Raw genomic sequence first — 25,239 nt, forward strand, 5'->3', positions numbered from 1 at the left:
CCCGTCCTGCGACGGTACAGCGACACTCCCCTTTCACGCCAACGCGATATTTCATGCCCATGCGATCCAAACTGATTGCCTTCACTGCCGCTGCCCTGTTGTCGACGGGCGCCGCGTACGCTCAGCAAGCCGCCAAGAAGAATGCGGCGCCGGCTCACCCCGCGCCGGCCGCAGTGCCGTCGCCCGCCCCGCAAGCGCAGGCCGACGCCGCGCAAGGCGACGCGCAGCAGCCGGGCTGGATCGCGCGCTGCACCAGCCCGAGCCGAGACGCACCGCTCGAATGCGCGATCGAGCAGAACGCCGTCCTGACCAAGACCGGCCAGACCGTCGTCCTGATCAACATCCGCGTCGCCCCCGATACCCGCACGCCGGTGGCACTGCTCCAGCTTCCGCTCGGCCTCAACCTTCCCGTGGGCGCAAAGCTCCAGGTCGACGAAGGCAAGGCGATCGACCTTCAGATCCAGACCTGTGAAAACCGCGGCTGCTATGCCTCTACCCCGATCGCGCCGGATCTGCTCGCGACGCTGAAGTCGGGCAAGCAGTTGAAGGTCTCCTTCCAGAACATGGCCAAGGAGACGCTCACAATCCCGATGCCACTCAGCGACTTCGCGGCCGCCTACGACAAGATCAAGTAACGGGCGTTTCCTTCCCTTTACTGCCGCGCCATCTGCGCATTGCCGACGGCATCGCCATCGAGCGTCTGGTCGTTGTGCATGGTGACGGTGACGCGCGACAGCCGTCCAGCGAATTCGAACGGCGCCTCGTAATGCGACACGGGGCTGCCGCGGTCGCGGCCAATGTCGAGGCCGGACCACGAGATCAGCGTGTGAAAACCGAGCTGGGTCTGGAGCGACCCGGCCGGCTCGCCATCGATCAGCAGCGTGTATTCGGAGATGCCGGTGCGCGAGCCCTTGGCGGGCGGCTCCTTGCGCACGAGGCGCTCGACATGCACCCCTAGCCGCTGGACGCCCGACGGCACCTTGCGATCCGAGCGCACGATCTGGTGGCTGCCGCCGATGTTGAGGTCGTGCACCAAGAGACCATCCTTGATGTAAAGGCTGTAGCCCGACGTCGCATCGCCATGCGCGATCAACACGCCGTGGGCGCCCGTCCCATCGATCTCGACATGCGCCTCGATCGTGTAGCTGCGGCTGCGCACGTCGGGCGCAACGTCGGTCGGCACGTGTCCCATGCCGGCATGGAAGACGAAATGGTGACGCGCGCCGTGGAAGCGCGCGGCGTTCTCGGCAAAGCGCGGGCCAAACCGGTCGTCGAGCGGCAGCACGTTGTGCGTCTCGGCCTCCGCCCACCAGAGCGCGATCATCTCGGCCAAACGATCCGGCTGCTCCGCGGCAAGATCATTGGTCTCGGAAAAATCCAGGTCGAGATGAAACAGCTCCCATTTGTCGTTCTCGAACGGCGTGCCCGGTGGATGATAGGCGACCGCCTTCCAGCCGCCGTGCCAGAGGCCGCGATGGCCGAACATCTCGAAATATTGCGGCGAACGCTTCGATGGCGCCGACGCATCGGTGATCGAGCGCGCAAAGCTCTCGCCTTCGAGCGGCATCTGCGGACAGCCAGCGATCGTGTTGGGCGCCTCGATGCCGATCAGATCCAAGAGCGTCGGCGTGAGGTCGCAGGCATGCACGAACTGGTGGCGTAGCTCGCCCCTGCCTGCGATGGGCTTCGGCCAGTTGATCACGAAGGGATCGCGGATACCGCCGCCATGGGTGTTCTGCTTGTAGCGGCGCAGCGGCGTGTTCGAAGCCATCGCCCAGCCATGTGGGAAATTGCTGTGGGTGTCGGGCCCGCCGATGTCGTCGATGCGGCGCAGCTTCTCCGCGATCGGCTCCGGCTTGAAATTGAACGGCCCCATCGCATTGACGAAGCCGAGCGGCCCACCCTCCTGGCTCGCGCCGTTGTCGGACATCACGATGATCATCGTGTTGTCGCGGATGCCGGCCGTCTCCAGGAAGGCGACGAGCCGCGCCAGATGCCAATCGGAATGGTCGAGCATGCCGGCGAAGGCGGCTTGCAGGCGCGTAAACACGCGCCGCTCGTCGGCGGAATGCTCCTCCCAGGCCTTCACGCCGTCGTTGCGCACGGGCATTCGCGTGTCCTGCGGCACCAGCCCCATCGCCTTCTGCCGCGACAGCCGCTGCTCACGCTCGACGTCCCAGCCGTGCGCGAACGCAGCGTCATAGCTCCTGATGATATCGGATGGCGCCTGGTGCGGCGCATGACAGGCGCCCAGCGCGACCCAGGTCAGCCAGGGGATATCGGGCCGGTCGGCGACGTGGTCGCCGATGAAGCGGATGGCCTGGTCGATGAGATCTTCGGTCAGATGATAGCGTTCGGCATATGTCCCCGGCGGATCGATATGCGTGTTGTCGGAGACGAGCTCGGGCGCATACTGGTCAGTCTCGGCATCAAGGAAGCCGTAGAAGCGGTCGAAGCCGCGCCCGAGCGGCCAGCCGTCGAACGGGCCCGTGGCGCCGCTTTCGGTCAGCGGCGTGACGTGCCATTTGCCGACCATGTAGTTGCGATAGCCGTGCACGCGCAGCATCTCGGCGAGTGTCCCCGCCTCGCGTGCAATCTTGCCGCGATAGCCGGGATAACCGGAGTCGAAATTGGCAAGGCATCCGACCCCGACCGAATGGTGGTTGCGCCCGGTGAGCAGCGCCGCGCGCGTCGTCGAGCACATCGCCGTGGTGTGGAAGCCGGTGTAGCGCAAGCCTTCGGCGGCGAGCCGATCGATGGTCGGCGTCCTGATCGCCGAGCCGTAGCAGCCGAAATCGGAGAAGCCGACGTCGTCGAACAGCACGACCAGGATGTTTGGCGCGCCCTGAGGCGGCTTCGGCGCCTCCGGCCACCAGGGTCTCGAGTCCGCGACGGTCTTGCCGACGGTGCCGCGGAACGGCGTGCCGCTGCCTGCGCTCATCTGCTCCTCCCTGATTGCTGCGCGAGCGGCCACGGTTGACCCAAGGCCCGTCTACGCATAAATTATAATCCGAATTATGATTATAATTTAAGCTGGATGCAAGCACGGATGCGGCCACGATCAAGGGAGCCGGAACTTCGCGAGTTCGACCTGCCGGGCGTTGCCCCGTCGCGCCAGAAGCGCAGCCGGGAGATGACGTTCGCGCTGTTACGCGCAGGCGCCGACATGCTGCGCACGCGCAGCCTTGGCGAACTCGCGATCGAGCCCCTCTGCGCCGAGGTCGGCGTGACCGTCGGCGCGTTCTACAGCCGCTTCGAGAGCAAGGAAGCCTATTTCAACGCGCTGATTGCCCTCGCTGCGCGCGATGGCGAACAACGGCTGACGGACATGGGCAGCGCTTCGTCAGCGAACGTCGGTCTTGATGAGCTCTGTCGCGTCATCGTCAGCGGCATCATTGCCTGGATACGCAAGCACGAGGGCGTGCTGCGCGCCGCGCTTCAGCATGACGATACGCGCCCGGACAAATGGACGACGTTCAAGGGCCTCGCCCGCGCCACCGGCGAGCACGCCACCCCTCTCCTGCTGCCGGCGATGGGCAAGGGCCGCAAGGCGGCAAAGACCCGCGCCATCGCCTTCGGCTTCCAGGTCGTGCTCGGCACGCTCGTGAATGCAATCCTCAACGATCCCGGCCCGCTATCGCTCCAGTCGAAAGAGATGGAGGCCCGGCTCGCCGACTGCCTGTTGCTGCTGCTTCAGGCGGAAATTGGTCAGCCGACGCCCAGATAGGCCTTTTGCACCTGCGGATCGTCGGCCAGCGCCGCCGCCGTGCCGGACAGCACGCTTCTGCCGACCTGGAGCACGGTCGCGAAATCCGACACTTCCAGCGCGAGTTCGATCGACTGCTCGGCGAGCAGGATGGTCAGGCCCTCGCGATGCAGGCGGCCGAAGGTCTCGTACATCGATTCGACGACCGCCGGCGCAAGGCCGAGCGACGGTTCGTCGAGCATCAGGAGTCTTGGATCGCTCATCAAGGCGCGGCCGACCGCGAGCATCTGCCGCTCGCCGCCGGACATGGTGCCGGCGCGCTGGTCGCGGCGCTCCTTCAGGCGCGGAAAAATCTCGTAGACGCGCTCGAGCAGTGCGGCCTTGCGCGACTTGTCGTGTAGCGGCGTTGCCCCGAGCAAGAGATTGTTCTCGACGCTCTGCTGCACGAACAGCCGCCAGCCTTCCGGTGACAACGCGAGCCCCTTGCGTACGATCGCGAAGGCGTTCTGGCCCGCGATGTCCTCGCCGCGAAAGCTGATCACGCCGGAATGCACCGGGATGAGGCCGGCAACCGCGTTCAACGTCGTGGTCTTGCCACCGCCGTTCGAGCCGAGCAGCGCGACGACGCTGCCCTCGGGCACCTCCAGCGACACGTCGGAGACGCCGATCAAATCGCCGTAGCGCACCTCGAGGTGCTCGATCCGGAGCAAAGGCCCGCTCATGTGAGCGGCCCGCCCATCAGCTCGATCGGCGTGTGTCCCGCGGCCGCCTTGGCCGCGCGGGTGCCGAGATAGGCCGCGATCACCGCGGGGTTGGACGTGACCTCGCGCGGGCTGCCGCGGGCGATTTCCTTGCCTTGATGGAACACCATCACGCGGCTTGCCAGCGACATGATCACTTCCATGATGTGCTCGACGATGACGAGCGTGATGCCGGAGCGGTGGATGTCGCGCACGAGGTCGATCGCGAGCTTCACCTCATTGGCGTTGAGACCGGCCATGGCCTCGTCGAGCAACAACACCTTCGGCTCGGTCGCGAGCGCCCGCGCAATCTCCAGCCGCTTGCGCCCGGGCGTGCCGAGCGAGCGCGCGGACGCCTCCGCAAGCCGGCTCATCCCGACGCGCTCCAGCACGGCGTGCGCCTTGGTCTCGGCTTCGGCGCGATGCGAAGACCGCAGGAAGGCGCCGATCATGACGTTCTCGAGCACCGTCATGCCCTCGAACGTCTGCGGCACCTGGAAGGTGCGCGCGAGCCCGAGCTCCGCGCGCAGCTCCGGCGTGAAGTCGGTGATGTCACGCCCCCCGAATAGCACGCGGCCGGAGGTGGCCTTGAGGTCGCCGGTCAGGCAATTGAAGAAGGTGGACTTGCCGGCGCCGTTCGGACCGATCAGGCCGAGGATGTCGCCTTGCTCCAGCGTCACGGAGGCATCGTCCACTGCCTTGAAGCTGCCGAACGCCTTGGTGATGCCGCGTGCTTCAAGGAGCATGGCTTGCTCCCGTATCGACGCCCGGCTTGCCGCGCCGCTTGAACAGGCTGAGGATACCACCCGGCTGGAAGCGGGCGATCAGCACGATGATCGCGCCATAGACCACGAAGGTGAGCCCGGCGCCCTTGCCGCCGAGCCAGCTGTTGGAGATCTCCTCCAGCGGCACCAGGATCGCGGCACCGACCAAAGGGCCAAACAAAAGCCCCGCCCCGCCCAGCGCTGCCATGATCAGGATCTTCACCGAGATCAGGATGCCGAGACCCGACTCGGGATCGACGAAGCCGAACATCATCGCATAGAGCGCGCCGGCGACGCTCGTCAGCGCCGCGCTCAGCATGAACGCATAGAGCTTCGTGCGGCTGGCGGGCGCACCGAGCGAACGCGCCGCGCGCTCGGAATCCTTGATCGCGCGCAGGTAAAATCCCATCCGGCTATTGGCCATCCACCAGGTGATGAGAAGCGTGATCGCGAGGATGACGAGGAAGAGATAGTAGTACGGCAGCGACGACAGGAACGAGAGATCGAAGATGTTGCGCGGCACGGTCGGACCGGAGAGGCCTACGGCCGCACCGAGATAATCGGTGTTGGTGACGATCAGCCGCATCGTCTCGGCGACCGCGATCGTCGCCATGCTGAAATAATGGCCGGATAGCCGCAGCGTCGGCACGCCGACGATGGCCGCGAGAACCACCGCCAGCACGATGCCGCCGGGGATGCCGAACAGCGGCGACAGGCCGAACTTGGCGTAGGAGCCCATCGCGGCATAGGCGCCGCAGCCGAAGAACACGACATGACCGACCGAGACCTGGCCGGCATAGCCGCCGACGATGTTCCACGCAGAGGCTGCAATCGCATAGAGCAGCACTAGCGCGCCGAGGCGTTGCTGGAACGGCGAAGACAGAAGCAGCGGATAGGCAATCGCCACCGCTGCGACGACCGAGAGCCAGAGCAGGCGCCGCATCACATCTTCCCCATCAAGCCTTGCGGCCGGAACCAGAGGAAGAACAGGAACAGGACATAGACGACGATGTCCTTGTAGACGGCGCCGATCAGATAGCCCGACAGCGACTCGATCACGCCGATCAGGAGCCCTGCGACGAGCGCGCCGGGCACGCTGCCGAAGCCGCCGAGCGACACCGTGACGAAGGCGACGATGGCGAGCGTCTCGCCGACCGTCGGCACGATGTAGAAGAAATTCGCGATCAGCGCGCCGGCAAGGCCCGTCGCGCCGGCCGCGATCGCCCAGGCAATCGCCTGCATCGTGTCGGGCCGGATGCCCATGAGCTGGGCCGCGGTCGCATCCTCCGCCACCGCCAGCATCTTCGAGCCCAGCGAGGTACGCGTCAGCAATAAATGCAGGCCGAACGTCACCAGCAGCGCGACGACGCCGGCCAGCAATCGCGAAGCCTCGATGCGCAGGCCCGCGAACGCATAAGTGCCGCCGACGATGTCCTGCGGCATCGAGAGGAAGTTAGCGCCGAACCACCAGAACACCGAGTATCGCAAGAGCAGCGCGAGCCCGAACGTGCCGAGGATCTGCGCCAGCATCGGCCCCTTCATGATGTCGCGGATCAGGGCGAAATAGACGACGACGCCGAGGGTCGCGAGCACCAGCGTTGCCAGCGGCGCGCCGAGGATCGGCCCTCCCCCCATCAAGGTGTACACGACATAGGCGACGTACATGCCGAGCATGACGAAATCGCCATGGGCGAAATTGACGATGTTCATCATGCCCCACACCAGGGTGAGGCCCGAGGAAAACAGGGCGTAGACGGCGCCAAGCAGCAGCCCGCCGACGATCACCTGCACGAGAACAAAGGACATCAGCCAGCGTTGCTCTGATCGAATCCCAACAGGAAGGGCGGGACCGACGGCCCCGCCCTCAGAGATCACCAGCCCTTGTAGGGCAGCATCGGCGCCTTCTCGGCACTGGCCTTCGGCCACACCGCGACGTAGTTCTCACCGTCCTGAAGCTGGATGATCAGACCCGAGGCGAGAACGTTCTGGCCCTTGTCGTCGAACTTCACGCCTTTGTAGCCCATCATGAGCTGCTCGGGCTTCAGATCGGTCGCCTTCAGCGCCGCCTGGATCTTTGCAGGCTCGGTCGAGCCGGCGCGGTCGATCGCGTCGGCCAGCACGAAGAACCCCTGCATCTGGCGGCCGACGGTGTCATCCATCTCCTCGCCGCTCTTCTTCTTGTACATGTCGGCGATGATGGCCGAGGGCGAGCCGGACGGCCCGACCGCCCAGGACGAGCGATTGAAGACGCCTTGAGAAATCTTGCCGACGGCCTTGATGAAGGACGGGTCGGAATAGCCGGCGTCGTCGGCGAGCAGCACCGGCGGCTTGTAGTCGAGCGACTGCATGGTCTTGGCGAACAGGATCGCATCCGACGTGTAGCTGATCATGATGATCACGTCGGGCTTCTTGTCCTTGAGCTGCAGCACCTGCCCCTGCACGTCCGTTGCATTCACGGGATAGGCGACGTCGACCGCGATCGGCTGGCCCTTCTCCTTGAAGGCGGTGCTGATCGTGTTCGCGACCGAGGCGCCGTATTCGGTGTTGTCGTGGACCAGCGCGATCGCGTCGGTCTTGATACCCTGCGCCCTCAGGTCGGAGAGGAAGTCGACATAGATCTTGGCGAAGTCGGTGGCGATCGGCGTGGTGCGGAAAAACCATTTGAAGCCGCGCTCGGTGAGATTGGCGGCGACCGACTCCGAGTTCAGATAGGGAATGCCGTATTTCTCGGCGATCGCGCTCGAGGTCAGCGTGATGCCGGACTGATAGGCGCCGAACACGGCCGCGACCTTCTCTTCCGTGATCAGGCGCAACGCCTGGTTCTGTCCCGTGGCGGGGTTGCCCTGGTTGTCGGCGAACACGGCTTCGATCCTGGCGCCACCGAGGCCGGCAAGCCCGGCGTTCTTCGCCAGCGGCAGATTGCCGAGCTCGGGATGGGCGTTGTTGATGATGTCCATGGCGACCTCGATCGCCGCCTTGGCATGCGCCCCGATCGACGCGGTGCCGCCGGACATCGGCATGATCACGCCGATCTTGACGACCTTGTCCTCGGCCCGCGCGCCTGCCGCGAGCGCAAGGGACATCGCGGCCGCGCAAAGCAGCCCGGTGACGTGCTTCAATGTCATGAAATCAGACCTCCCAAAGGGTTTCCCCAACCAAGGTTTTTTGAAAGCTCGGCGTTGCGCTGGCCCCCGTTTGATTATTCCTGGCAATGCGAGGATGGCATGCCGGTCAGGAGCCGGCAAGGTGAAACGGGCTGCCACGATGCTGCAGAGATGCAGCGGGAGCGCCGCATCGTTCATTGTGAGCGCGACAACCGGCGAGGTTGTCCATGTCTACAACGACGCCCGCTGGGTAGCCCGCTGCGTAGGGTGGGTTAGCTAGCGAAGCGTAACCCACCACTGTCTGTTTCCGCGGAAACAAAAGAGTGGGTTACGCCTAGCGGACTGCGCTTCGCGCAGCCGCAGGCGCTAACCCACCCTACGAAACACGTCTACGGTTCCCACGCGTCAGCCCGTGGCGTCGCGCGCCTGGAGCAGCGTTTCGAAACCGCCATAGATCATCCGCTTGCCGTCGAACGGCATGTCGCCGGCCTTGAGTCGCGGGTCGGCCATCACCTGCTTGTTGACGGCATCGCGATGCTGGCGGTCGCGGTAGACGATCCAGGAGAACACCACGACCTCGTCCTCCTTCGCCATCACCGCGCGCGGAAAGGAGGTCAGCTCGCCATAGGGGACGTCGTCGCCGATGCACTCGACGTAATTGAGCGCGCCGTATTCCATCCAGACAGCGCAGGCCGTTCGCGCCAGCGCCTTGTAGGCCTCGATCTTGTCCTTCGGCACGGCCAGCACGAAACCATCGACATAAGGCATCTCGGATCTCCTTGGGTGACGTTGAGCCCCAAGGACGATGCAGCGGGTGGTGATCCGACGCCCGCCGACCGTTTCGAGATGAGGCAAACCGTCGCGAGCCCCAGTCGGGGCGAGTCGGCGGCGTGAATGATCGATGCGCAGGAGCTTGTCGGGAGGCGCCTTCTCTTCAGAGGCGCGGCTGGCTGGGGAACCTGGAAGAAATTCTGATCTTCCTAAATATCTGACGCTCCATAGCTTTTTGTTTTTGCTGTCTAAAACGAGCGCATGTGATACGACGGGGTGTTACGACTCGGCCGCCCCGGAGATTCTCACATGAGCGTTTCGACCAACGTCGTCCGTCGCCCTGGAAGCCGAAATTATTACGTCCGGTTGGCGGTGCCGCGCGATCTCCAGGTGCGCATGGGCAAGCCTGGGAAGCCCCGCAAAGAGCTTTGGAAGAGCCTGAACACGTCAGACGCGCGTGAGGCTAGGCAGTTGTCCAGGCCGATCCTGGACGAATGGGAGCGCATGTTTGCGGAGCTGCGCCGGCCGAAGCAGTTGACCGAGGCGGAGCTGCAAGACGCGATCTGGCGCCGCTACCTGGAGCTGATCACGACCGATGAGAAGTTCCGGCAGTCCCTGCCCACCAATGACGACCTGGACGCGATCTGGAAATACCTGGAGGTCGAGTTCGGCGAGCAGAGCATATCGGCCTACCGCATCTATGAAGAGCTGCGCGACCGGTTCGACAACAACCAGCGTGAGCGTGCCGCCCGCCTCGCGCAGATGAAGGCAGAGGCCGCGCGCGGCGAGACCAAGCTGATCGCCGACGTGGTCGAGCAGGTCATCGAGGCTCGCCGGCTGGGCGTGGATCCAGGAACGCCAGAATATCGCAAGCTCGCCCATGGGCTCCAGCGTGCAGAGCTGGAAGGCCTGGGGCGCACCGTCGAGCGCGACCAGGGCGACTTCTCCGGCGCGCCGAAAGACAAGATGGTGCAACAGCCCACCGTGTTCGATCCGCCCAAAGGTGAGCAGATCCTGGAGCTGTTCGACCGCTACGCGCGGGAGAAGCCGGGCCGGGTGTCGGCGGACACGTGGCAGTCCAATCGCAAGGTCGTGGCGCTCTTTGACGACTTCGTTGGGGGCAAGGCGCACATATCCGCCTTCAACCGAAAGAACGTCCGGGAGTGGAAGGACAAGCTGTTCGAATGGCCGGTGAAGGCGATCGAGGCGCGCGAGTTTCGTGGGCTGTCGTTCCTGGACGTGATCCAGCGTAACAAGGTCGTCGGAAAGCCGGTAATCCAGCACAAGACGATCAACCGCTATCTGGCCGCTCTGGGCGGCTTCTGTAACTGGTTGCTCGCCAATGACTTCATCCGCGAGGACGTCATGGTCGGCATGTATCTGGAGGTCGACCGCAAGAAAAAGACGGTGCTGCCATACACGGAGACGCAACTGCAAACGATCTTCCGTTCGGCGCTCTTCCATCGATGTGGTGGCGACAAGCTGGAGCATCAGGCCGGCGACGTCGAGGTTCGGGACTGGCGCTACTGGATCCCGCTAATCGCGATCTACTCGGGCGCACGGCTCGGTGAGATTTGTCAGTTGATGGTTGCCGACGTTCGCCAACTGCATTCGACGTGGATCCTTCACATCACCGAGGAGGGCGCCGGAGGGAAGTCGACCAAGACGGAAGGATCGATGCGCGTGGTGCCGGTGCATTCACGGCTGATCGAGCTGGGCTTCCTCAAATTCCACGCTCGCATGAAGGCGTTCGGGGACAGGCTCTTTCCGGAGATCAAGGCCGACGCGCGAGGCTATATCAGCGGCAAGCCCTCGACATTCTTCAATGACTACTTCCGGACCATCGGTGTGAAGGCAGACCGATCGAACAACTTCCATTCGTTCCGCCACAACGTCGCCGACGCCTTCCGCGCTGCCGGTTATCTCGACGAGACTTTCGGCCCGCTCTTGGGGCATACCAAAAGCACCACAACACAGAAGTATGGCGTGCTGCCGGAAGGTCCGCTGCGGGATCGCGTGACGATGATCGAGGCGATAGAATACCCTAGTCTCTCTCTTTGACCATAAGCGGATACTTCTGTTGGAAGCTCAGATCAAACTCCCGCACGCGACCCAAGACGGGTGGATTGAACCCTAGCCGTTGAGGATCCTCCAATTGTTGGTCTGCTGCATTGGCCAAAATTTTGATGTGGTCCGTCCGGATGGAGGGAGACCATTCCGAGTAGAACCCAGAAACTCCGGTCAAGCGCAAGCCTGCGCTCGTCGGCCTGGGAAATTTCACGAAGCCCATTAGGTGCTCAAACTTCGGAGGCGATAAGTGGATGTAAGCTTGGATTGAATCTTCCTGCTTCTGACTTTCAAAATCCCATTCAGTTTCGTAGCCGATCGAACCCCACAGGCGACACTCATCCTGGTCATTGGCCGACTTGTAAATAAACAGCCCAAAATCGGTTATCCTACGCTGTGTGCCGAACATAGAGTAGGTGCCGGACTGTCTCGCTTCAATCGAGGGGCGCAACCGGCCGAAAATGTGCTCGGAAACTTCGGCTTTGGTGCCGCTCCCATCCCGGTCATCTGTGCTCATGCGGAGATTGCATGATGGGATCAATTCGACGACTTCAAAATACAAGCTGTATCCCCAAGGGACCTGATCGCGCCCGATCTGCCTGCCCTTGGCGTCGAATTCTTTGATCGACCATTCATAAAGATTTTTGTGCTCGCGCTCGGTGCTCAGCACGACGCGATTGTCAACGCAGTAATTCATGCCCCCTCCCGGCTTCCTCGCGCAATCTAAACGAGAGGAAAGCTCCCGGGCAAGAGCACTGGCCCGCAACGCAGAAGGGCGCGGTGTGATCCGCGCCCTTTGAGTTAGATGGTGGTCCGGTTGGAGGGCCTTACTCTCCGAAGTCGAAGATCTTCTCTTCCGTCAGCCGGATATAGTTCTTGAACTCCGTTTCGTTGTCGATTGCCGCCGCCGTCATGACGTGGGCAATAGCGCCGACACATGAATTCCGATCGGCGCGGCCGGCCTTGTATGCATCCAGCACGGTCTCCAAAAATTGGTCGAGCGAGGCGTGGTCGGTTTTGGTTGGTTCAAAGGACATTCTGGTCGTCTCCATGTCTCCCGGGGAAACGAAACCCCTCCCGGCGGAGACAACCGAGAGGGGCGTTGCGTTGCGTCGTGCTGCGGAGCGTGGCCTTGCGGCGCGGCGCGCTGCGGCGCGATGATTTGCGCTATAGCGATCGAGCCTCCGATCGCCGGTCACGAAAAGTTACAGCGCCTCAGTGCAGGCGCATGCTGCCCAGGCCGGCGAGCCCCTGGTCAATCTCCGACGGATGGGCTGGATCGCGATCGGCGCTTGATGCCGGGTAGATGTCGGCCGCGCACAACGCGACCTGGACGCGGTGCTCGACGAAGGCGCGACCCATCACGACATAGCGGTCGGTGCCCGCCTGCATGTCAGTCAGGGTCTCCACGAGTTTAAAGTAGCGGCAGTCGGAGATCGTCATTGGTCAGCCCCGTGTTGGTGATGCACGGGAATCCAGATGCGCGATTTGTGAGTCGCCGGCAAGACATCGAAATTCGTCAAAAACGAAAAGTAAGTTATTGCTGACACAACCGAGTGAATCGTATCAATTGGTTGATGGACTGATATTTATTTTGCGGTCAACGCCCGCTTACAACGAGTTCTTGATGACAGAACCGGTAACCGCTGCGACAGTTTGGAGCATACCCCTCCCGCAGATTGTGGGATTTGCTGTCACCATTCTTGCTTCATTCTTATCTGCCCGTTGGGGAACGGCCGAGACTCGAAAGCAATTCCAAAAGAAGACGGAGGACGATGAGCGAGCCGCCGCTGCGGAGTTGGTGCCACTACTCCTAAAATTTGCTCTCGACTGCGATAAGAAGAAGATAGATCTATCCCTTTACATATCGAGTGACGGGCATGCAGGCGCTGACGAAACTGTCCATGGCATCGACTTCCCGTCAGCAATCCACTCCGCCGCTGCGCGCCTGGGCCCCCGTATTACGGAGCGAGCGATCAAGCTAGAGGTAACTAAGACTAGAGCCGAACGTTACGTTGCCGACGCTAGCGACTTTGTCGAGAACTACGAACTCGACCAAAAGATACTTAGCTTCCTTGCGCTCCTTTCTCTTCGGGCGCGCCACCTTTGCGATATGGCTGCCGAAAAAGTTGGGCTCGCCATGCGCCATCCCGAAGATGATATGGATCGCCTGCTAAAGGAATCGATGCATCACATGCACGAGATCGACTCGGGCTCGGAAGCGAATTGGTATTGAGATCACGAACAGCATAGCCCTGGGTCGGAACGCCTCGGTCAGGCCGATGGCCGATGGTGAGCCGCCGGAGGCGGCGAGCATGGCCGGAAGGGTCTCAGTCAGGCCGGAGGGCTTCCATCACCGGGAAGTCCTCTTCATAGCCGGAAGCATCCATCTCCGGAGATGGTTCAAGAGCGAGCCGCCGAAGGCGGCCGGCGCCGAAGGCGCCTCTTGGAGCGAAGCGACCGAGCGGAGCGAGGGAGACCGCGAGTTTCGCTGTCACGCTTCCTAGAGGGCTAACGCCCTCGCTTTCCTAAACCACCAAACTACTAGCTACTTCTAGGAAGCGTGACAGGCCGGCTCTTCAAAAACCCCTTGTTTTGTAGGGTTTTTGAAAACAGGGTGGATCAGAACGGTTTGAATCTGTTCCACCCTGCCCCAAAATCTGTTCCACCCTGCCTCCACAAGCCATTGATAACACGCCTCTTTTTTAGCAGCGTGACAGCGAATATAGCGCGCTACAGGTTGTGCCAAGGTCCGCCATCAGCCTCAAGGGAGGCGGCGATTTGGCGGAACTGCCAAGCCTTCTTTCGGGTGAACCCATCCCCCAGGTGTCTCGCGAGATCGGCGTCGGACATCGCGCCGTAATGGCCGATCAAGATCCGTGACAGATAACGGAAGCCCGCAAGCTCGCTCTCGCGTCCGCGCAATTGCTCGAGCTGTTTGTCACCGCGCGGCTTGGCCGTCGCCTTCCGCAGTGTGCTCGCGAGCTTCGCGATACTCGTTTCCCTGGGACGCGCGCGATGCATGCGCTGCCGGTTGCGGGCGCGGCGCCGTTTCTTCTCCGCAGCGTTGTTGCGGATCATCTCGGCATAGTTGGGTAGCGACGGCGCAGCTAAATTTTCTTTGAAATTGAGCGCGAGAACCTGAGCGGGAGTGCTATAATCAGATTGTTCAGACATGAGCTTGGAACCTTCGGTCTGGACCGTCCAGTCAGTAATGACCCCTTACTGGACACTCCTTTTGAAAACCCTCGCTTCGCAGGCGGGGGTTTTCGTTTTTCAGGGGCTATATAGCGGCGAGCTACAGGATCTCGCGCTGTTTATCGCCGCATCCAGCCGCCCGGCCGTGTCGCGGTCCTGAGTTCATCGGCGATCATGGTCCTGATGTGATGCTGCGCTGCCTGGGCGATGTTCTCGCCCATGCGCGCGTGATCCTGCTCCGACATGCCGGGGTTGCCCTGCACCGAGACGGAGATCGACGGCGCGATGACGCTCTGATGGCTGGCGATCATGGGCGCGGCCGGCGAGCCGCCGCCGACCAGTCCGCCATCGGCGAACCGGGGCACGCCGCGATTGATCGCCTCAAGGACGGCGCGGTGTTTCCTGGTCGACTCCGCGTTGATCACATACTCGCCCGGCGACAAGCGGGCCAAAACCCGGTCATCGCGGGGACCGCCTGGGCCAGTAACCTCGCCCCCATCGCTGAACATCGGGAAGCTCAAGCCGCCAGTGCCGGCGCCAAGGCCGGATGACATGACGGGCGCAGATCCAGAGCCCAGGCCGAACAGGCTTCCGAATCCGGAGAGCAGTGGCTTCACGATCAGCGCTTGATTCGCCATCTGCAACAGCGAGCGGGCGAAGCTTGAGACGAAGGATTGCAGTGATTGTGTCGCGCTCTTGGTGCCCATCTCGAAATCGGTCAGCGGGCCGTTCAGCGAGTTGCTGAACGCGTCCCCCACCCCCTTCAAGGCGTTGTTCACCCGGATTGCCGCCGCCTCAGTGGAAGCGAGGGCGCGGGGAACGTCGTTTCCATAGACGCCACGAAGCTCTTGCGCGATCTGCACGTCTTCCGGCGACATGAGCGCGGTCTGCCGGCCGAAATCGATCTGGGATTGAACCTTTGCCTTCGCCAGCGCGTCCGCCGCCTCGCTAGCGCGGTTCTGTAGCTCCCTAAACTTGGCCGCTTGGTCGGCGGTCTCTTTGCCGCCGTTCGCCTGCACGGCGGCGGTTTCCTGGGCCTCCGCCCGAAAGCGAGCCAGTGCCGCTTCACCCAGGCCTACCGCCTTGGTGTCGGCTTCCATTTGCTGAGTGTGCCGGCGTAGAGAGTTGATCGCGGAATCGACCTTGTCGTCCTGGTTGGCCGTGGGCGCGCCTGGGGCTTTCGACGTGTCGCGGCGAACACCCGACTGGACGTTGCTCGCCTCCTGCATGGCGCGCTGCACGTTGGCCGGGTTCATCATGGCCGCCCGCAGCCTGTTCGTGCCGTCCAGGCGCTGTGCGTCGATGCCCGTCTCGATGCCGAGCGAAGCCGGGTCCGAATTCAGGCCCAGCGCGCCGGTCATCTCGGTCATGCGGGTCCAAATCGACGAGCTACCCATGGCCGCGAAGCCATCGGGGATCTGCTTGAGCAACCCGTAGAGCTTGTCCGCCAGCCCGACGAGCTCGGCAAACACCTCGACAACGCTGGTCCAGTTGCCCTTGAAGTTGATACCGAGCTGGGCCATGTCTTGCTGAATGGGCTTCCATTTGTCGGCGAGAATCTTTTGCGCCTCGTCCATGCGGTCGCGGAGCTGGATCGCCCGGCCGATATCGTCTTGGCTGACAATCTCCGCCTTGTTCATGGCGTCGGCCTTTTGCAGCATCTGATCCAGGTAACCATTATCGGCGCGCAACGCCGCCGCGACCGGCTCGCCGAATGCCTTGCTGGCGATATCCAGAGCTGCGAGGCGCTCGCCTTTCTGCATCGCCTGATCAATCAGCGACACGATCGCGCGCAACCTCGTTTCCGTGGTTGAAGCTCCGGCAAACTGTCCGACGCCGCCATTGCCCGCGAAGTTCCCAGCCTTCACAAGGGCGTCAATCCGTTGCTGGAGATCGCTTCCGCCAAGCTGTTCGGTCGACGCCTTGTTGAAGTTCTGTAGCGCCTCGGTCACATGATCGATCGAAAGCGCCGCATTTGGCGCGCTCTTGGTGAAACGCTGAAAGAAATCGGTCGAGACGCCGGCCGATCCAGCTTTAGAGGCGATGGCGTTGAACGCTTCGATTTGCTGGCCCGCAAGCTCAACGCTCTTCTTTAGAAATGCGAATGTGTCGACAACTGCGGTGACGCCGAGGGCGATCGGCCGGATGACCGTGAGCAGCCGCCCAAAGGCGAGCGTTGCAGCGCCGGCCGCGCCCTGCGAGGCGAGGAAACCGGCTGACATTTTGATGGTCGTGGCGGTAACCGCGCGCGCCGCGTTCGCAGCGAGCACGGAAGTTTCATTCATCTGGCTCTTGAAGGTATCGAGCCCGGTGACTTTGATCGGGATATTAAGCGCGGGCGTCATCGGGCTTTCCTACGTAAAGGGCCATGAGGACATCTGCCGCAACGGCAGCATTGGCCGCGACGGGGGCGCCCCGAACGTGCTGATCCAAAAGCTTGTCGGCGTCGCGTTCGGACATGCCAGAGCCGATCAGGCCCAACTCTAGAATGCGCTCGATATCGTCGATCGAATAGGCGCCAGTCTCAAACCCAAGCAGGAGCGATGCCGGCGGCTTCCCGTTGATGCCGCGATAGCTCAGCACACGGCGAACCCAGGGATAGTTTAGGTTCAAGCCATAGGTTTGTTCGCCCCAGGTGATCGTTCGGGCGCACGGGTCAACTTCACTCATTTCAAAACCTCACTAACTGCATCATTGATTGCTTCTTGGATCTCGGGTTTGAGCGCGCGGTAGGTCGGCCAGAAAAACGGCCGCGCCGCTTGCCGCGAGGTGCCGTATTCAAATGCCTCGCTGTAGTCATAGGGGACACCGGACCCATCGCGGACTTCCTTGGTCGTCATGTCGCCGCCGGCCTGAACGATGTATTCGAGTTCATTAGCGCCGGGAGCCACGGTGCAGGACGCTTCCAAGGCGCCCGTCTCCGGTGACTCTTCAAGCGCCCGCAATGCATCGCGTTGCGCGTCCGAAAGGCGGAAGGCCTGTTCGCGCAGCACGTCGCTAAGGCGCTCAGTGAGCTTGTCGGGTAGCGATTGCAGGTAGTCGTCGAGGTCGTCACTCATGTGGCACCAAAGTATTCCCGAAACGTCGCCGTGATCGTGTTCGGGGTGTCCGAGACCCTTGAGAACTCCTTGCAGGTCCACTTGCGCGTCACCCCGTCGCGCAGCGCGTAATAGAACGGGATCGTGCCCTTGTGCGCGACGAAGAAGTTCATGATCGTGTCAGCGTCAGCGTCGAGCAGCGCGGCCCAGTTCAGCGCCGCGACCTGTCGAATATTGTTGATACCGTCCGGAGATCCCTGGGTGTAGCCGTCACCGAACGGCGCCTCTAAGGTTTTGACCTCGGGCGTCATCTTGGTGCCGGGCGACTGAGGGACCGGCGGGGCGAAGGTGTCGAGATCGTCTTGGCTCACGTCACAAAGTCTCCGGCGGTTAGTCTGGGGTCATCCCAAAGCGAGGGGCCGGTGTCGCCGGCCGCAGCACGCGAGCAGGCCATCCAGGTCGCCACGGCCCCGTCGATCCTGTCCGTGCTCTTGCCCTTGTGCATCACGCGATTGCCGGCGCTGTCGGTATGGATAGCCACGTTCTGCATGCACCAACGCAACACCGGATGTGCGCCGTGGCGGAAGTTGCCGCTGATGATCGCGGCCTCAAGCGTGTTGAGTGCCGGCGATTGTGTCACCCAACCTTGGCGGATGGTGACGACCGGAAACCCTTCGTCGATCAGAGGGGTCATGACGGCGCGCGCATAAGCCACGTCAAAACCGACTTCGCGAACCTCAAACCGTTCGGCGAGACCGCGAATGTAGTCCGCGATTGCAGATTCATCGATCACGTTGCCCGGCGTGGCTGTCAGGAAGCCATCGCGCCGCCACTGCTCATAGTTCACGCCGTCAACGTCGCCGCGCCGGACAATGTCAGCCTCGGGACAAAAGAAGTGCGGCAACACCGTGTAGGTGTCGTCATCTTTGAAACACGCAACCACGGCCGAGAGGTCGGTGGTCTTGGACATGTCGACACCAATCCAGCACGGCTGGCCGTGCAAGGCCTCGTAGTCGATCGGATCGCCGCCCAGGTCATAAATGGTGAGGTCGACAAACGACGACGTCGTTTTCGCCTGCCAGAGGTTCAAGTTGAGCTGGAGGAAGCTCTGTCGTTCGGACGGAGAGTCGATCGCCTTCTTTACCTTGTCGCGATAGGCGCCAAGGTTGGGATAGCCGTAGCGCATGCCGGGGTTCAGGGCCTTCCAAACGGCCTCGCTCTTCCAGTCGTCGCCTTCCTCCATCATGAAGATGACGGGCAGCGTCGCGGGATCTTCGATCTCGCCCTTCTGCACCTTGATTGCGTGCTGAACGATCTCGAATGCCAGATTGTCCTCGCCGCGACCGGCAGTCGTCGCGACGACCATGAGCGTTTCGGGGATCTTGACCAGGGCGGAGTCCAGAGCCTCCCACTGCGATCGGCCAGCGCGGCCTTCCCAGGCGTGCAATTCATCGGCAATGACGACCTTGGGCGTCTTGCCGTGCTGCACCTTGCCGTCCGACGCGACGGCCTTGTAGCGGATGTTGTCCCGGCCGAACGTCATCGTGTGATTGTTGCCGCGCAGGATCCGCATGTGCTTGGACAGGCGCCGATCGTGTTCGATGATCAGAGCGGTCTCTTGGAACAACTCCAGCGCCTGCTCATGCGCTGATGCTGCCGAGACAATGAGGCTTCCGGGCTCGCGCTCCGGTCCGATCAGGTGCAAGAGATTGATCGCTGCCGCCAGAGACGTTTTACGACCGCCCCTGGGCAAGAGAAGGATGACGCGGCGGACAATGCGCGAGCCCTTGCGCGCGACCAGAATGCCGTCGTCGTAAACGTCCTCAAGGTGGCGCGGGCCGTAGACCTTGAGAAGGATGCGCTCTTGCCACGGGTCCAACTGGAACGGATTTCCGAGCGCGCGGTTTTTCGGATGCTTCAGCCTCCGAACCCATTCGACCGCTTGAGCACCATACCCGAAGGGGTCCGGGATCTCGGACTCGTCATCAATCCAGGAGGGAGTCAGCATCGCTGTCGTCTTCCCGGATGGATGGCCGCGAGCGCGAGGTCGGCGTCAGGCCAAGCTCGGCCGCGAGCTGACGCGCCGTCACCATGGCCTTATCCTGCATGCGGACCAACTTGTGATCGATGCCGGCGCGTAGCAGTAGCTCAAGCTCGCGGATGCGGCCGATCGCGAGGCAGTAGCTTTCCAGGCAGCCGAGATCGGCCAGCGTGAGGATGCGGCGCTTGGCAAGCTCCGGCATGACGCGGCGCCATTCGGCTTTTGCGTGCTTGCTCAACCACGTCGGCGGCCGGGTCGAGGCGTCGAGCGCGTTGGCGTCGGCCTGTAGCTCTGGTTTGCGGCCCTTCACGCGGGCCTCAATGCTAGATTGGTCCACCGGTTGTCGTCGAGAATGCCGTTGATGCGACGCACGCGAAATCCCGTGGGCCACGAGCCGGTCATGTAGAGCCAGCAAAGGCGCGAAGCCTGATAAAATCGCCCATCGATACAGATCCGGCGGTGACCAACGCTGTTGATATTGCCAGCAATGTCACCTGTCTTTGCGCGGCGGGAATTGGTGTTGGCCTTCCAACGGAAGATGCCGGTGGCGGGGTCATACGTGAGCAGTTGCCGGAGGCGTTCAGCGGTGATCATGGGCCAACCTTCTCCACCGTGAGGTCCAGGCCGCGCCGCCGGCCAAGCTCTTTGATGCTGACGATCTGGTATTGCCGGCCGTCATAGGTGACGCGGTTCTCGAGACTGACGCCATCGAGCCAGCGGATGCGGAAGGTCCGCACAATGTCGGTGGTGTGGCCGCGAGCGCCTTCCTTGTCGTCGGTGGCGTGCTGCAAGAGCTGGGCGCGCATGGTGGCGATGGTCGTCCAGGTCGGAGCGGCCGCGCCATAGAGGTCCGGCGCGGTCATGGCGATGGCCTGGATCTGGATAACGCGGTCGAGGTTGCCGGCCCTCATGCCGCCCTCGCTTTCACGATCGCCGCGACCGTGACAATGCCGTGGCTGTAGGAGCCGTGCGGATCGCGGAGGTAGCGCGTTTGGGTGGCCTGCATGTCATGGACGGTGAAGCCGTCGATCGGCAGCACGCCATCGGCCTGGGCGTCGATCCGCAGCGCCGCCACGATAGCCGAGACGGCCTCCTTACATTGGACTAGGCCGGGCTCCTGAAACCATACGTGCAAGGTGGCGTGTGTGGTCGCGTCCCAGCGCCGGAGGATGGTCTGGCTCTCGCCGATGTAGACGGCCGGCATGATCTCGGGGCGGCCGGTGGCGTCCACCACATGGTCAGCCTGGACCAGGGTCATCAGCTCCGGGCTGGCGATCAGGCGCTCGCGGATGGCCTTCTGAAGGGCGAGAGACGGGTCTGAAGTGGTCATTTTAGAACGAGAACGCGCGGTAAGGGGCCAACAGATCGAGGAAACCGAACGGCAATGCTGACGCGGTGACGCCCACAAGGCTGGCCTCGCGGTTCTCATAGAGGTGCGCGGCCAATTGCAGGATCGCCTCATTGATCGCCGCCGGAGTGGTGTCCAGGCTGGGATCTGACGCGGTATAGGCGCCAACCCATGCCCTCGCGGCCTCAAGTTTGCCCGTGAGGAGCTGGTCATCCTGGTCGGTGGTGAGGTTCAGGTGCGCCTTGAGGTCGGCCAAAGTGACTGCGGCCATGGTCAGAAAATCTCCAATTTGGGCGTCTCTTGCGCGGAGGGAATGTGCCGGTCGTCGGCGCTTTTTGGGTGGGGTTGACCCACCCCCGGGGTATGTCGTTGTGAGGCCACGATGGCGCGCTCGGCTTCGTCGCGCTGCGCTGCCAAGTGCTGGTCGAGGCCATGACGTAGCTCAGCCATCTGCTCCTCCATCTGGCGCAGACACTGGCGCACCGAACGTGTCATCTTGCGGTGTGCAGCATGCATGTCGCGCTGGTAGTCGAGCAGCGCAGGCAGCGAGTCTGCGAGCGTCTTGCTTGAACGTTTGGGGTTGGGCTTAGCGGTCATCTCGGCGCTCTTGTGATTGCTTGGTGCTGTTGTGGTGATGGGCACAAAGGGGCTGCCAGTTGCCCTTGTCCCAGAACTTGGCCCTGTCGCCGCGATGGGGCGTCTTGTGATCGACCACGACGGCAGGCTTGCCGCACATGGCGCAATCCGGGTGTTTGTCGAGGAAGGCGCGGCGTGCCAGCTTCCATCGGCTGTCATAGCCACGATCGTTCGCATTGGGCCGGCGCCGATCGTTCTCGGCCTTGCGTTTGATCTGGCATTCACAGAGGTCGGTTGCAGCGATGATCTTGCCGCAGCGACATACGCGGCGAGGTTTCCAGGCCATCAGCGCGGCCTCACATGGTTGGTCATGTCGCCGATGGCGTTGAGGTCAGCCTTCATGTCGGCGAACGACTTGTCCGCTACGTCTGCGGTCTGCTCCTCTTTGCCGCCGCCGAAGATCGCCTTGAGCATTTCCATGCGGCCCTTCTGGGCGTTGACGATCTCCGAGATCGTTGCGTCCCAAACGTCCTCGGGAGCCCAACCAAGCCAGCCGGTGCCGATCTGGAAGAGCTGGGTGAAGTAATCATCGAACGGGACAGGTTTGCCCGTCTGCGGTCCATCGGTGCTGCTGGCGTTGGCGCCGCACAGGATGACGACGAAGTCTTGAAGCTGGTCTTTTGCGCCCAGGAGGTCGCGAACCACGGCATTGCCAGCGAGCGCGTAAGCCGCCCAGGCCTTCTGATCCACGATGGTCGCGTTGATGAGATCGACGGCGGTCGTAACGCTCCCTTCTGCGAGGTAGCGCGAGAGGTTGTGGAAGCCGTCGTAACGCTCGTATAGGATAAATGCGGCTCGCAGCGACGGCTTCAAGTCGAAAGACTTGTCGCCGAGCTGGAGGGCAAAAGTATTCGCTGCGAGCCGCATAGCTGTGTCCCTTAGGTCGCCGAGACCTTGAGCTTCACGAACCGGTCGGGGTTCGTGATCGAGCCGCCCACGCGCTTGCGCGAGTGGAAACGGGTCTGGCCCTTGGTCGCCATGCTGTAGGGATCGCGCAGCACCTGGAACGAGACGCGATCGACGATCCGATAACCGGACAGGTCGCCGAACAGGATGGGGAACTTGTTCGCCCCGATATCGTCCATGTCGACGGCCTCGATGATCGGACGGCCGAGCAGCGTCGGCGCGGCGCCGTTATTGAGATCGTCGATCAGAAGATAACGGCCCATGCCGTCCTTGAACTGGCGGATTGCCGAGATCGTGTTGCGATTCATCAGCCACACGCCACGCTGCGCCCAGAGGGTTGGGATGGCGTGAAACATCCCGATCAGCACGTCAGCCGGCGTCGAGCTCGGGAAACCACCAGCGGCGCCGGTGATGACCTGGGAAATGCCGCTGGCGGTCATGAGGCCGGCCGGCTGAGTGGTGCCGTTGCCCTTCACGAACGCGGTGCCCTCTGCGATCGCGAACGACTCCGCCGTGTCGGAGGCAAGTTCGCCTTCGAGGTTGTAGGCGTTGTCCTCCAGGAGCTGGTTGGAGACGTCCGTGTAGGTCGCCGCCTCGTAAGGCGTGATGGTCACGCCAGCGTAAGACGGCTCGCTCTCGGTGCGGTCGGCGGTGTCAGCCACCCAGGTCGCGGCGGTGCTGCCGGTGCGGCTCGGATACTGGATCTGTGCCGCGCCGACCGTCACGACACGCGCATACTGGCGGATCGGCGAGAACAGGCGCAGAAGCTTGAGGACTTCGCGACCGAATTCCGGCGGCGTGAGCGCGCCGTTGGCGGCGACGGCAAGCGTCTTTTTTTCGAGTTCGCTCAGGGCGTCGGGTCCGTTGCGAAGGAAGTTTCCGAACGACTTCGTCTCGCCGTCGTCGGACACCGCGCCGTGGCCCTGGCGGTTCAGCTTTGCCTCCAGGCGATCGAGGCGTTCGGCCGATTTGGTCTCGATTGCCTTGATTCGATCTTCGAACGAGCCTTGAAACTCGCCGAGGGCCTTGGTCACGATCGCCGCCGGGTCGGTATCGCCGCCGGTGTCTTTCAGTTCGAGGGGAGAAACATGCTTCATGGTAGTGACGTTCACCTTTCTAGGGTTGGTTCAGTTGGATGACGCCGCAGCGAAGCGTCGAATTATTGCTGCCACCGCAAGCGCGGCGTCGTAGTTCTTCGCGCTGGTGATGCGAGCGCGGGGATGGGCGGGATTGCGCACCACGCTGATCTCAGCGAGGTCGAGCGCACTGATGACGCGGTTACGGCCTTGCGTGGTTGACGCCTTGGTGCGGAAGCCAATCGACAATCCGTCGACCAGCTTGCTCTTGACCATTGCGAGAACCGAACGAGCACGCGGCTTGTCCATGTGAAGCTTGCCTTTGACGACAAGGCCTTCGGTTGTCTCGGCGGTTTCTGTCCAGGTGCCGACTAGTGGTTCATCACAGTGGTTTTGACTCTTTGGCGGCAACTGGATAGGCGCGACCGAGTTTGGCGCGGGCTTTGTCGGTTGTGAACATCCATTTGATGCGGTCTCGCGCCTTGTTTCGCTGCCGTTGCCATGCTGCGATTTCTTTTCGAAGCCTTTTGGGATCGTCGATGCGACGGCCGAGACACTGGCGCTGCAGCACGCTGATCTCGCACTCGACCATATTGAGCCAGCTGGCGTGTTTCGGGGTGTAGTGGAACTCGAGGCGGCGCAGGATGCGACGGGCCTCGGCAGGCGCAAATGCCTGATATAGCGCGCCGGCCGTATGAATCGACAGATTGTCCTGCACCACACGGATGCAGGCGGCATTGGGATAGTGGACGTCGACGAGTTCGCGCATGCAGTGCGCGTAGTCGACCGCGGCGCGGTGGTCTGTAACCTTGACATTGCGCCAGCCGCGATGCGGATCGAAGGTGACGAAGAGATTGACGGTACCGTTGCGGCGATATTCGTAATCGTAGCGCTCGCGCTGTCCCGGTTGGGCAGGGATCGGCTGGCGTACCTCGCCGATCAGCTGGACTGGGGTCTCGTCGAAGCAAACCAGGGGCCGCTCGGGATCCGGCGCCTCGGCGTAGAGATCGAGCACATCCTCCATCCGGGCGACGTATTCGCCGTCGACATGAGGAATGCACCACATATCCCGGCGCCACGGCTTGAGGTCGTTGTCGGCCAGCCGGCGGCGCACGGTCTCGCCCGACAGGCTGGCGTGATCGGTGAGCTTGACCATCGCGTCGGCCAGCAATGTCAGCGTCCAGCGTTTGCGGCCGGCGGGCGGCTTGGCGCATGCCGTCGCCACCAGCAGGGCCTCTTCCTTGCCTGTCAGCTTGCGTTCCGCGCCCGGACGCGGCTCCTCACTCAAGGCCCGCTCCAGATTGCCTTCTACGAAACGGCGTTTGGTCCGGCCGACGGTGGAAAGGCTGACCCGGACGGTTCGGGCAATCTCCGCGTCGCAGCTGCCTGAATCGGCCGCCAGCACAATCTGAGCCCGTTTGAGTTTGCGGGCGGAATGCGTGCCGCCGCCGAGCATTGCCGTCAGTTCGTCCCGCTCGGCTTGGCTCAATTCGACCCGATAACGTACATTCATGCTTCGCCTCCTTGTCGGAGGCCGGGACGAATCCAGCTATGAGTCAAAAATCAGGCGCGCACTTCACCGAGAAGCAGGGACACTATCTCGCTTTCATCCATACCTACTCGTACATGTTCGGACAGCCGCCCGCCGAGGCCGACATCCAGCGGCATTTCCGCGTCAGCCCGCCGTCAGTCCACCAGATGATCCTCACCCTCGAACGCAACGGGTTCATTCGTCGCCAGCCCGGCGTCGCTCGAAGCATCGAGATCCTCTTGCCACCCGAAAAGTTGCCTATCCTCGGATGGCTCGGTATCAAAACGTCAAAATCACTGTGATGAACCACTAG

Annotated in this window: 32 protein-coding genes; 5 read left to right on the forward strand and 27 right to left on the reverse strand. The window is 62.6% G+C overall.

Features of this window, described 5'->3' with window-relative positions:
- Positions 1-53: 53 nt before the first annotated feature.
- Positions 54-635, forward strand: a complete 582-nt coding sequence (locus tag AXW67_RS24345; protein WP_063679901.1) for an invasion associated locus B family protein — start codon at positions 54-56, stop codon at positions 633-635.
- A 17-nt stretch (positions 636-652) separates the two neighbouring features.
- Here AXW67_RS24345 and AXW67_RS24350 read toward each other — a convergent pair whose 3' ends face one another.
- On the reverse strand, positions 653-2,941 hold the full coding sequence (locus AXW67_RS24350) for an arylsulfatase (RefSeq protein WP_063679902.1): 2,289 nt from the start codon (positions 2,939-2,941) through the stop codon (positions 653-655).
- 108 nt (positions 2,942-3,049) lie between these two features.
- On the opposite strand from AXW67_RS24350, the gene AXW67_RS24355 reads away from it, so the two are divergent.
- Complete coding sequence (locus AXW67_RS24355) at positions 3,050-3,727, forward strand: TetR/AcrR family transcriptional regulator (protein ID WP_063679903.1); 678 nt, start codon at positions 3,050-3,052, stop codon at positions 3,725-3,727.
- Here the strand turns inward: AXW67_RS24355 and AXW67_RS24360 are convergent.
- The 6 genes from AXW67_RS24360 to AXW67_RS24385 all read right to left on the reverse strand — a co-directional run bounded on the left by AXW67_RS24360 (position 3,709) and on the right by AXW67_RS24385 (position 9,082).
- Positions 3,709-4,428 carry an ABC transporter ATP-binding protein gene (locus AXW67_RS24360; RefSeq protein ID WP_063679904.1) on the reverse strand — a complete coding sequence of 240 codons (720 nt, stop codon included), beginning with the start codon at positions 4,426-4,428 and terminating at the stop codon, positions 3,709-3,711. The two genes, AXW67_RS24355 and AXW67_RS24360, sit on opposite strands and share 19 nt — an antisense overlap.
- Positions 4,425-5,192 carry an ABC transporter ATP-binding protein gene (locus AXW67_RS24365; RefSeq protein ID WP_063679905.1) on the reverse strand — a complete coding sequence of 256 codons (768 nt, stop codon included), beginning with the start codon at positions 5,190-5,192 and terminating at the stop codon, positions 4,425-4,427. Before AXW67_RS24365 ends, AXW67_RS24360 begins: the two co-directional genes overlap by 4 nt.
- Positions 5,182-6,153 (reverse strand): branched-chain amino acid ABC transporter permease, encoded by a 972-nt coding sequence (locus AXW67_RS24370; protein ID WP_063679906.1) that lies wholly within the window; start codon positions 6,151-6,153, stop codon positions 5,182-5,184. Before AXW67_RS24370 ends, AXW67_RS24365 begins: the two co-directional genes overlap by 11 nt.
- Positions 6,153-7,016: a branched-chain amino acid ABC transporter permease gene (locus AXW67_RS24375; RefSeq protein WP_027551611.1), complete on the reverse strand. Its 864-nt coding sequence runs from the start codon at positions 7,014-7,016 to the stop codon at positions 6,153-6,155. Before AXW67_RS24375 ends, AXW67_RS24370 begins: the two co-directional genes overlap by 1 nt.
- A 65-nt stretch (positions 7,017-7,081) precedes the next feature.
- A complete protein-coding gene (locus tag AXW67_RS24380) occupies positions 7,082-8,335 on the reverse strand; it encodes an ABC transporter substrate-binding protein (RefSeq protein ID WP_063679907.1) in 1,254 nt (417 codons plus the stop codon).
- A gap of 384 nt (positions 8,336-8,719) precedes the next feature.
- Positions 8,720-9,082, reverse strand: a complete 363-nt coding sequence (locus AXW67_RS24385; protein ID WP_027551613.1) for a DUF1428 domain-containing protein — start codon at positions 9,080-9,082, stop codon at positions 8,720-8,722.
- 312 nt (positions 9,083-9,394) lie between these two features.
- On the opposite strand from AXW67_RS24385, the gene AXW67_RS24390 reads away from it, so the two are divergent.
- Entirely contained in the window at positions 9,395-11,146 is a 1,752-nt protein-coding gene (locus AXW67_RS24390) for a site-specific integrase (protein ID WP_063679908.1), read from the forward strand.
- Here AXW67_RS24390 and AXW67_RS24395 read toward each other — a convergent pair.
- From AXW67_RS24395 to AXW67_RS24405, 3 genes are all read right to left on the reverse strand, one after another.
- Positions 11,130-11,849, reverse strand: a complete 720-nt coding sequence (locus tag AXW67_RS24395) for a hypothetical protein (protein ID WP_063679909.1) — start codon at positions 11,847-11,849, stop codon at positions 11,130-11,132. The genes AXW67_RS24390 and AXW67_RS24395 overlap by 17 nt on opposite strands.
- 130 nt (positions 11,850-11,979) lie before the next feature.
- Positions 11,980-12,204, reverse strand: coding sequence for a hypothetical protein (locus tag AXW67_RS24400; protein WP_145927840.1), 225 nt, complete (start codon positions 12,202-12,204; stop codon positions 11,980-11,982).
- A 163-nt stretch (positions 12,205-12,367) separates the two neighbouring features.
- Positions 12,368-12,595, reverse strand: coding sequence for a hypothetical protein (locus AXW67_RS24405; RefSeq protein ID WP_063679911.1), 228 nt, complete (start codon positions 12,593-12,595; stop codon positions 12,368-12,370).
- A gap of 184 nt (positions 12,596-12,779) precedes the next feature.
- Between AXW67_RS24405 and AXW67_RS24410 the strand changes: the two genes are divergently transcribed.
- The gene (locus tag AXW67_RS24410; RefSeq protein ID WP_145927841.1) at positions 12,780-13,388 is read left to right on the forward strand and encodes a hypothetical protein; all 609 of its coding nucleotides are present in this window, start codon (positions 12,780-12,782) and stop codon (positions 13,386-13,388) included.
- A gap of 497 nt (positions 13,389-13,885) precedes the next feature.
- Here the strand turns inward: AXW67_RS24410 and AXW67_RS24420 are convergent, their stop codons facing one another.
- The 17 genes from AXW67_RS24420 to AXW67_RS24505 all read right to left on the reverse strand — a co-directional run bounded on the left by AXW67_RS24420 (position 13,886) and on the right by AXW67_RS24505 (position 24,908).
- Positions 13,886-14,329 carry a hypothetical protein gene (locus tag AXW67_RS24420; RefSeq protein ID WP_145927842.1) on the reverse strand — a complete coding sequence of 148 codons (444 nt, stop codon included), beginning with the start codon at positions 14,327-14,329 and terminating at the stop codon, positions 13,886-13,888.
- 140 nt (positions 14,330-14,469) lie between these two features.
- Entirely contained in the window at positions 14,470-16,695 is a 2,226-nt protein-coding gene (locus AXW67_RS24430) for a phage tail tape measure protein (RefSeq protein ID WP_063679916.1), read from the reverse strand.
- Positions 16,679-17,020: a GTA-gp10 family protein gene (locus AXW67_RS24435; protein ID WP_063679917.1), complete on the reverse strand. Its 342-nt coding sequence runs from the start codon at positions 17,018-17,020 to the stop codon at positions 16,679-16,681. The genes AXW67_RS24430 and AXW67_RS24435 overlap by 17 nt, the downstream gene beginning before the upstream one ends.
- A complete protein-coding gene (locus tag AXW67_RS24440) occupies positions 17,017-17,409 on the reverse strand; it encodes an HK97-gp10 family putative phage morphogenesis protein (protein WP_063679918.1) in 393 nt (130 codons plus the stop codon). Before AXW67_RS24440 ends, AXW67_RS24435 begins: the two co-directional genes overlap by 4 nt.
- Entirely contained in the window at positions 17,406-17,759 is a 354-nt protein-coding gene (locus AXW67_RS24445) for a phage tail protein (RefSeq protein WP_082908028.1), read from the reverse strand. The genes AXW67_RS24440 and AXW67_RS24445 overlap by 4 nt, the downstream gene beginning before the upstream one ends.
- Positions 17,756-19,396: a terminase large subunit gene (locus AXW67_RS24450; protein WP_063679919.1), complete on the reverse strand. Its 1,641-nt coding sequence runs from the start codon at positions 19,394-19,396 to the stop codon at positions 17,756-17,758. Before AXW67_RS24450 ends, AXW67_RS24445 begins: the two co-directional genes overlap by 4 nt.
- Positions 19,374-19,739, reverse strand: coding sequence for a phage terminase small subunit P27 family (locus AXW67_RS24455; RefSeq protein ID WP_063679920.1), 366 nt, complete (start codon positions 19,737-19,739; stop codon positions 19,374-19,376). Before AXW67_RS24455 ends, AXW67_RS24450 begins: the two co-directional genes overlap by 23 nt.
- Positions 19,736-20,023: an HNH endonuclease gene (locus AXW67_RS24460; protein WP_063679921.1), complete on the reverse strand. Its 288-nt coding sequence runs from the start codon at positions 20,021-20,023 to the stop codon at positions 19,736-19,738. The genes AXW67_RS24455 and AXW67_RS24460 overlap by 4 nt, the downstream gene beginning before the upstream one ends.
- A complete protein-coding gene (locus tag AXW67_RS24465; RefSeq protein WP_063679922.1) occupies positions 20,020-20,340 on the reverse strand; it encodes a phage head closure protein in 321 nt (106 codons plus the stop codon). Before AXW67_RS24465 ends, AXW67_RS24460 begins: the two co-directional genes overlap by 4 nt.
- The gene (locus tag AXW67_RS24470) at positions 20,337-20,759 is read right to left on the reverse strand and encodes a DUF3168 domain-containing protein (RefSeq protein WP_063679923.1); all 423 of its coding nucleotides are present in this window, start codon (positions 20,757-20,759) and stop codon (positions 20,337-20,339) included. The genes AXW67_RS24465 and AXW67_RS24470 overlap by 4 nt, the downstream gene beginning before the upstream one ends.
- A gap of 1 nt (position 20,760) precedes the next feature.
- Positions 20,761-21,048 (reverse strand): head-tail connector protein, encoded by a 288-nt coding sequence (locus AXW67_RS24475; protein WP_063679924.1) that lies wholly within the window; start codon positions 21,046-21,048, stop codon positions 20,761-20,763.
- A 2-nt stretch (positions 21,049-21,050) separates the two neighbouring features.
- Positions 21,051-21,374, reverse strand: coding sequence for a hypothetical protein (locus AXW67_RS24480; RefSeq protein ID WP_063679925.1), 324 nt, complete (start codon positions 21,372-21,374; stop codon positions 21,051-21,053).
- Positions 21,364-21,699 (reverse strand): HNH endonuclease signature motif containing protein, encoded by a 336-nt coding sequence (locus AXW67_RS24485; RefSeq protein WP_063679926.1) that lies wholly within the window; start codon positions 21,697-21,699, stop codon positions 21,364-21,366. Before AXW67_RS24485 ends, AXW67_RS24480 begins: the two co-directional genes overlap by 11 nt.
- A complete protein-coding gene (locus tag AXW67_RS24490) occupies positions 21,699-22,280 on the reverse strand; it encodes a hypothetical protein (protein WP_063679927.1) in 582 nt (193 codons plus the stop codon). Before AXW67_RS24490 ends, AXW67_RS24485 begins: the two co-directional genes overlap by 1 nt.
- A gap of 11 nt (positions 22,281-22,291) precedes the next feature.
- Positions 22,292-23,416 (reverse strand): phage major capsid protein, encoded by a 1,125-nt coding sequence (locus tag AXW67_RS24495; protein ID WP_063679928.1) that lies wholly within the window; start codon positions 23,414-23,416, stop codon positions 22,292-22,294.
- Between the two features lie 30 nt (positions 23,417-23,446).
- Positions 23,447-23,806: an HK97 family phage prohead protease gene (locus AXW67_RS24500; RefSeq protein WP_245315701.1), complete on the reverse strand. Its 360-nt coding sequence runs from the start codon at positions 23,804-23,806 to the stop codon at positions 23,447-23,449.
- On the reverse strand, positions 23,778-24,908 hold the full coding sequence (locus AXW67_RS24505; RefSeq protein ID WP_063675747.1) for an IS630 family transposase: 1,131 nt from the start codon (positions 24,906-24,908) through the stop codon (positions 23,778-23,780). The genes AXW67_RS24500 and AXW67_RS24505 overlap by 29 nt, the downstream gene beginning before the upstream one ends.
- A 38-nt stretch (positions 24,909-24,946) precedes the next feature.
- Between AXW67_RS24505 and AXW67_RS24510 the strand changes: the two genes are divergently transcribed.
- Positions 24,947-25,228, forward strand: a complete 282-nt coding sequence (locus AXW67_RS24510; protein WP_063675745.1) for a LexA family protein — start codon at positions 24,947-24,949, stop codon at positions 25,226-25,228.
- Positions 25,229-25,239: the final 11 nt, after the last annotated feature.

The organism is Bradyrhizobium neotropicale (assembly GCF_001641695.1).
In the GTDB taxonomy this organism is placed as follows: domain Bacteria; phylum Pseudomonadota; class Alphaproteobacteria; order Rhizobiales; family Xanthobacteraceae; genus Bradyrhizobium; species Bradyrhizobium neotropicale.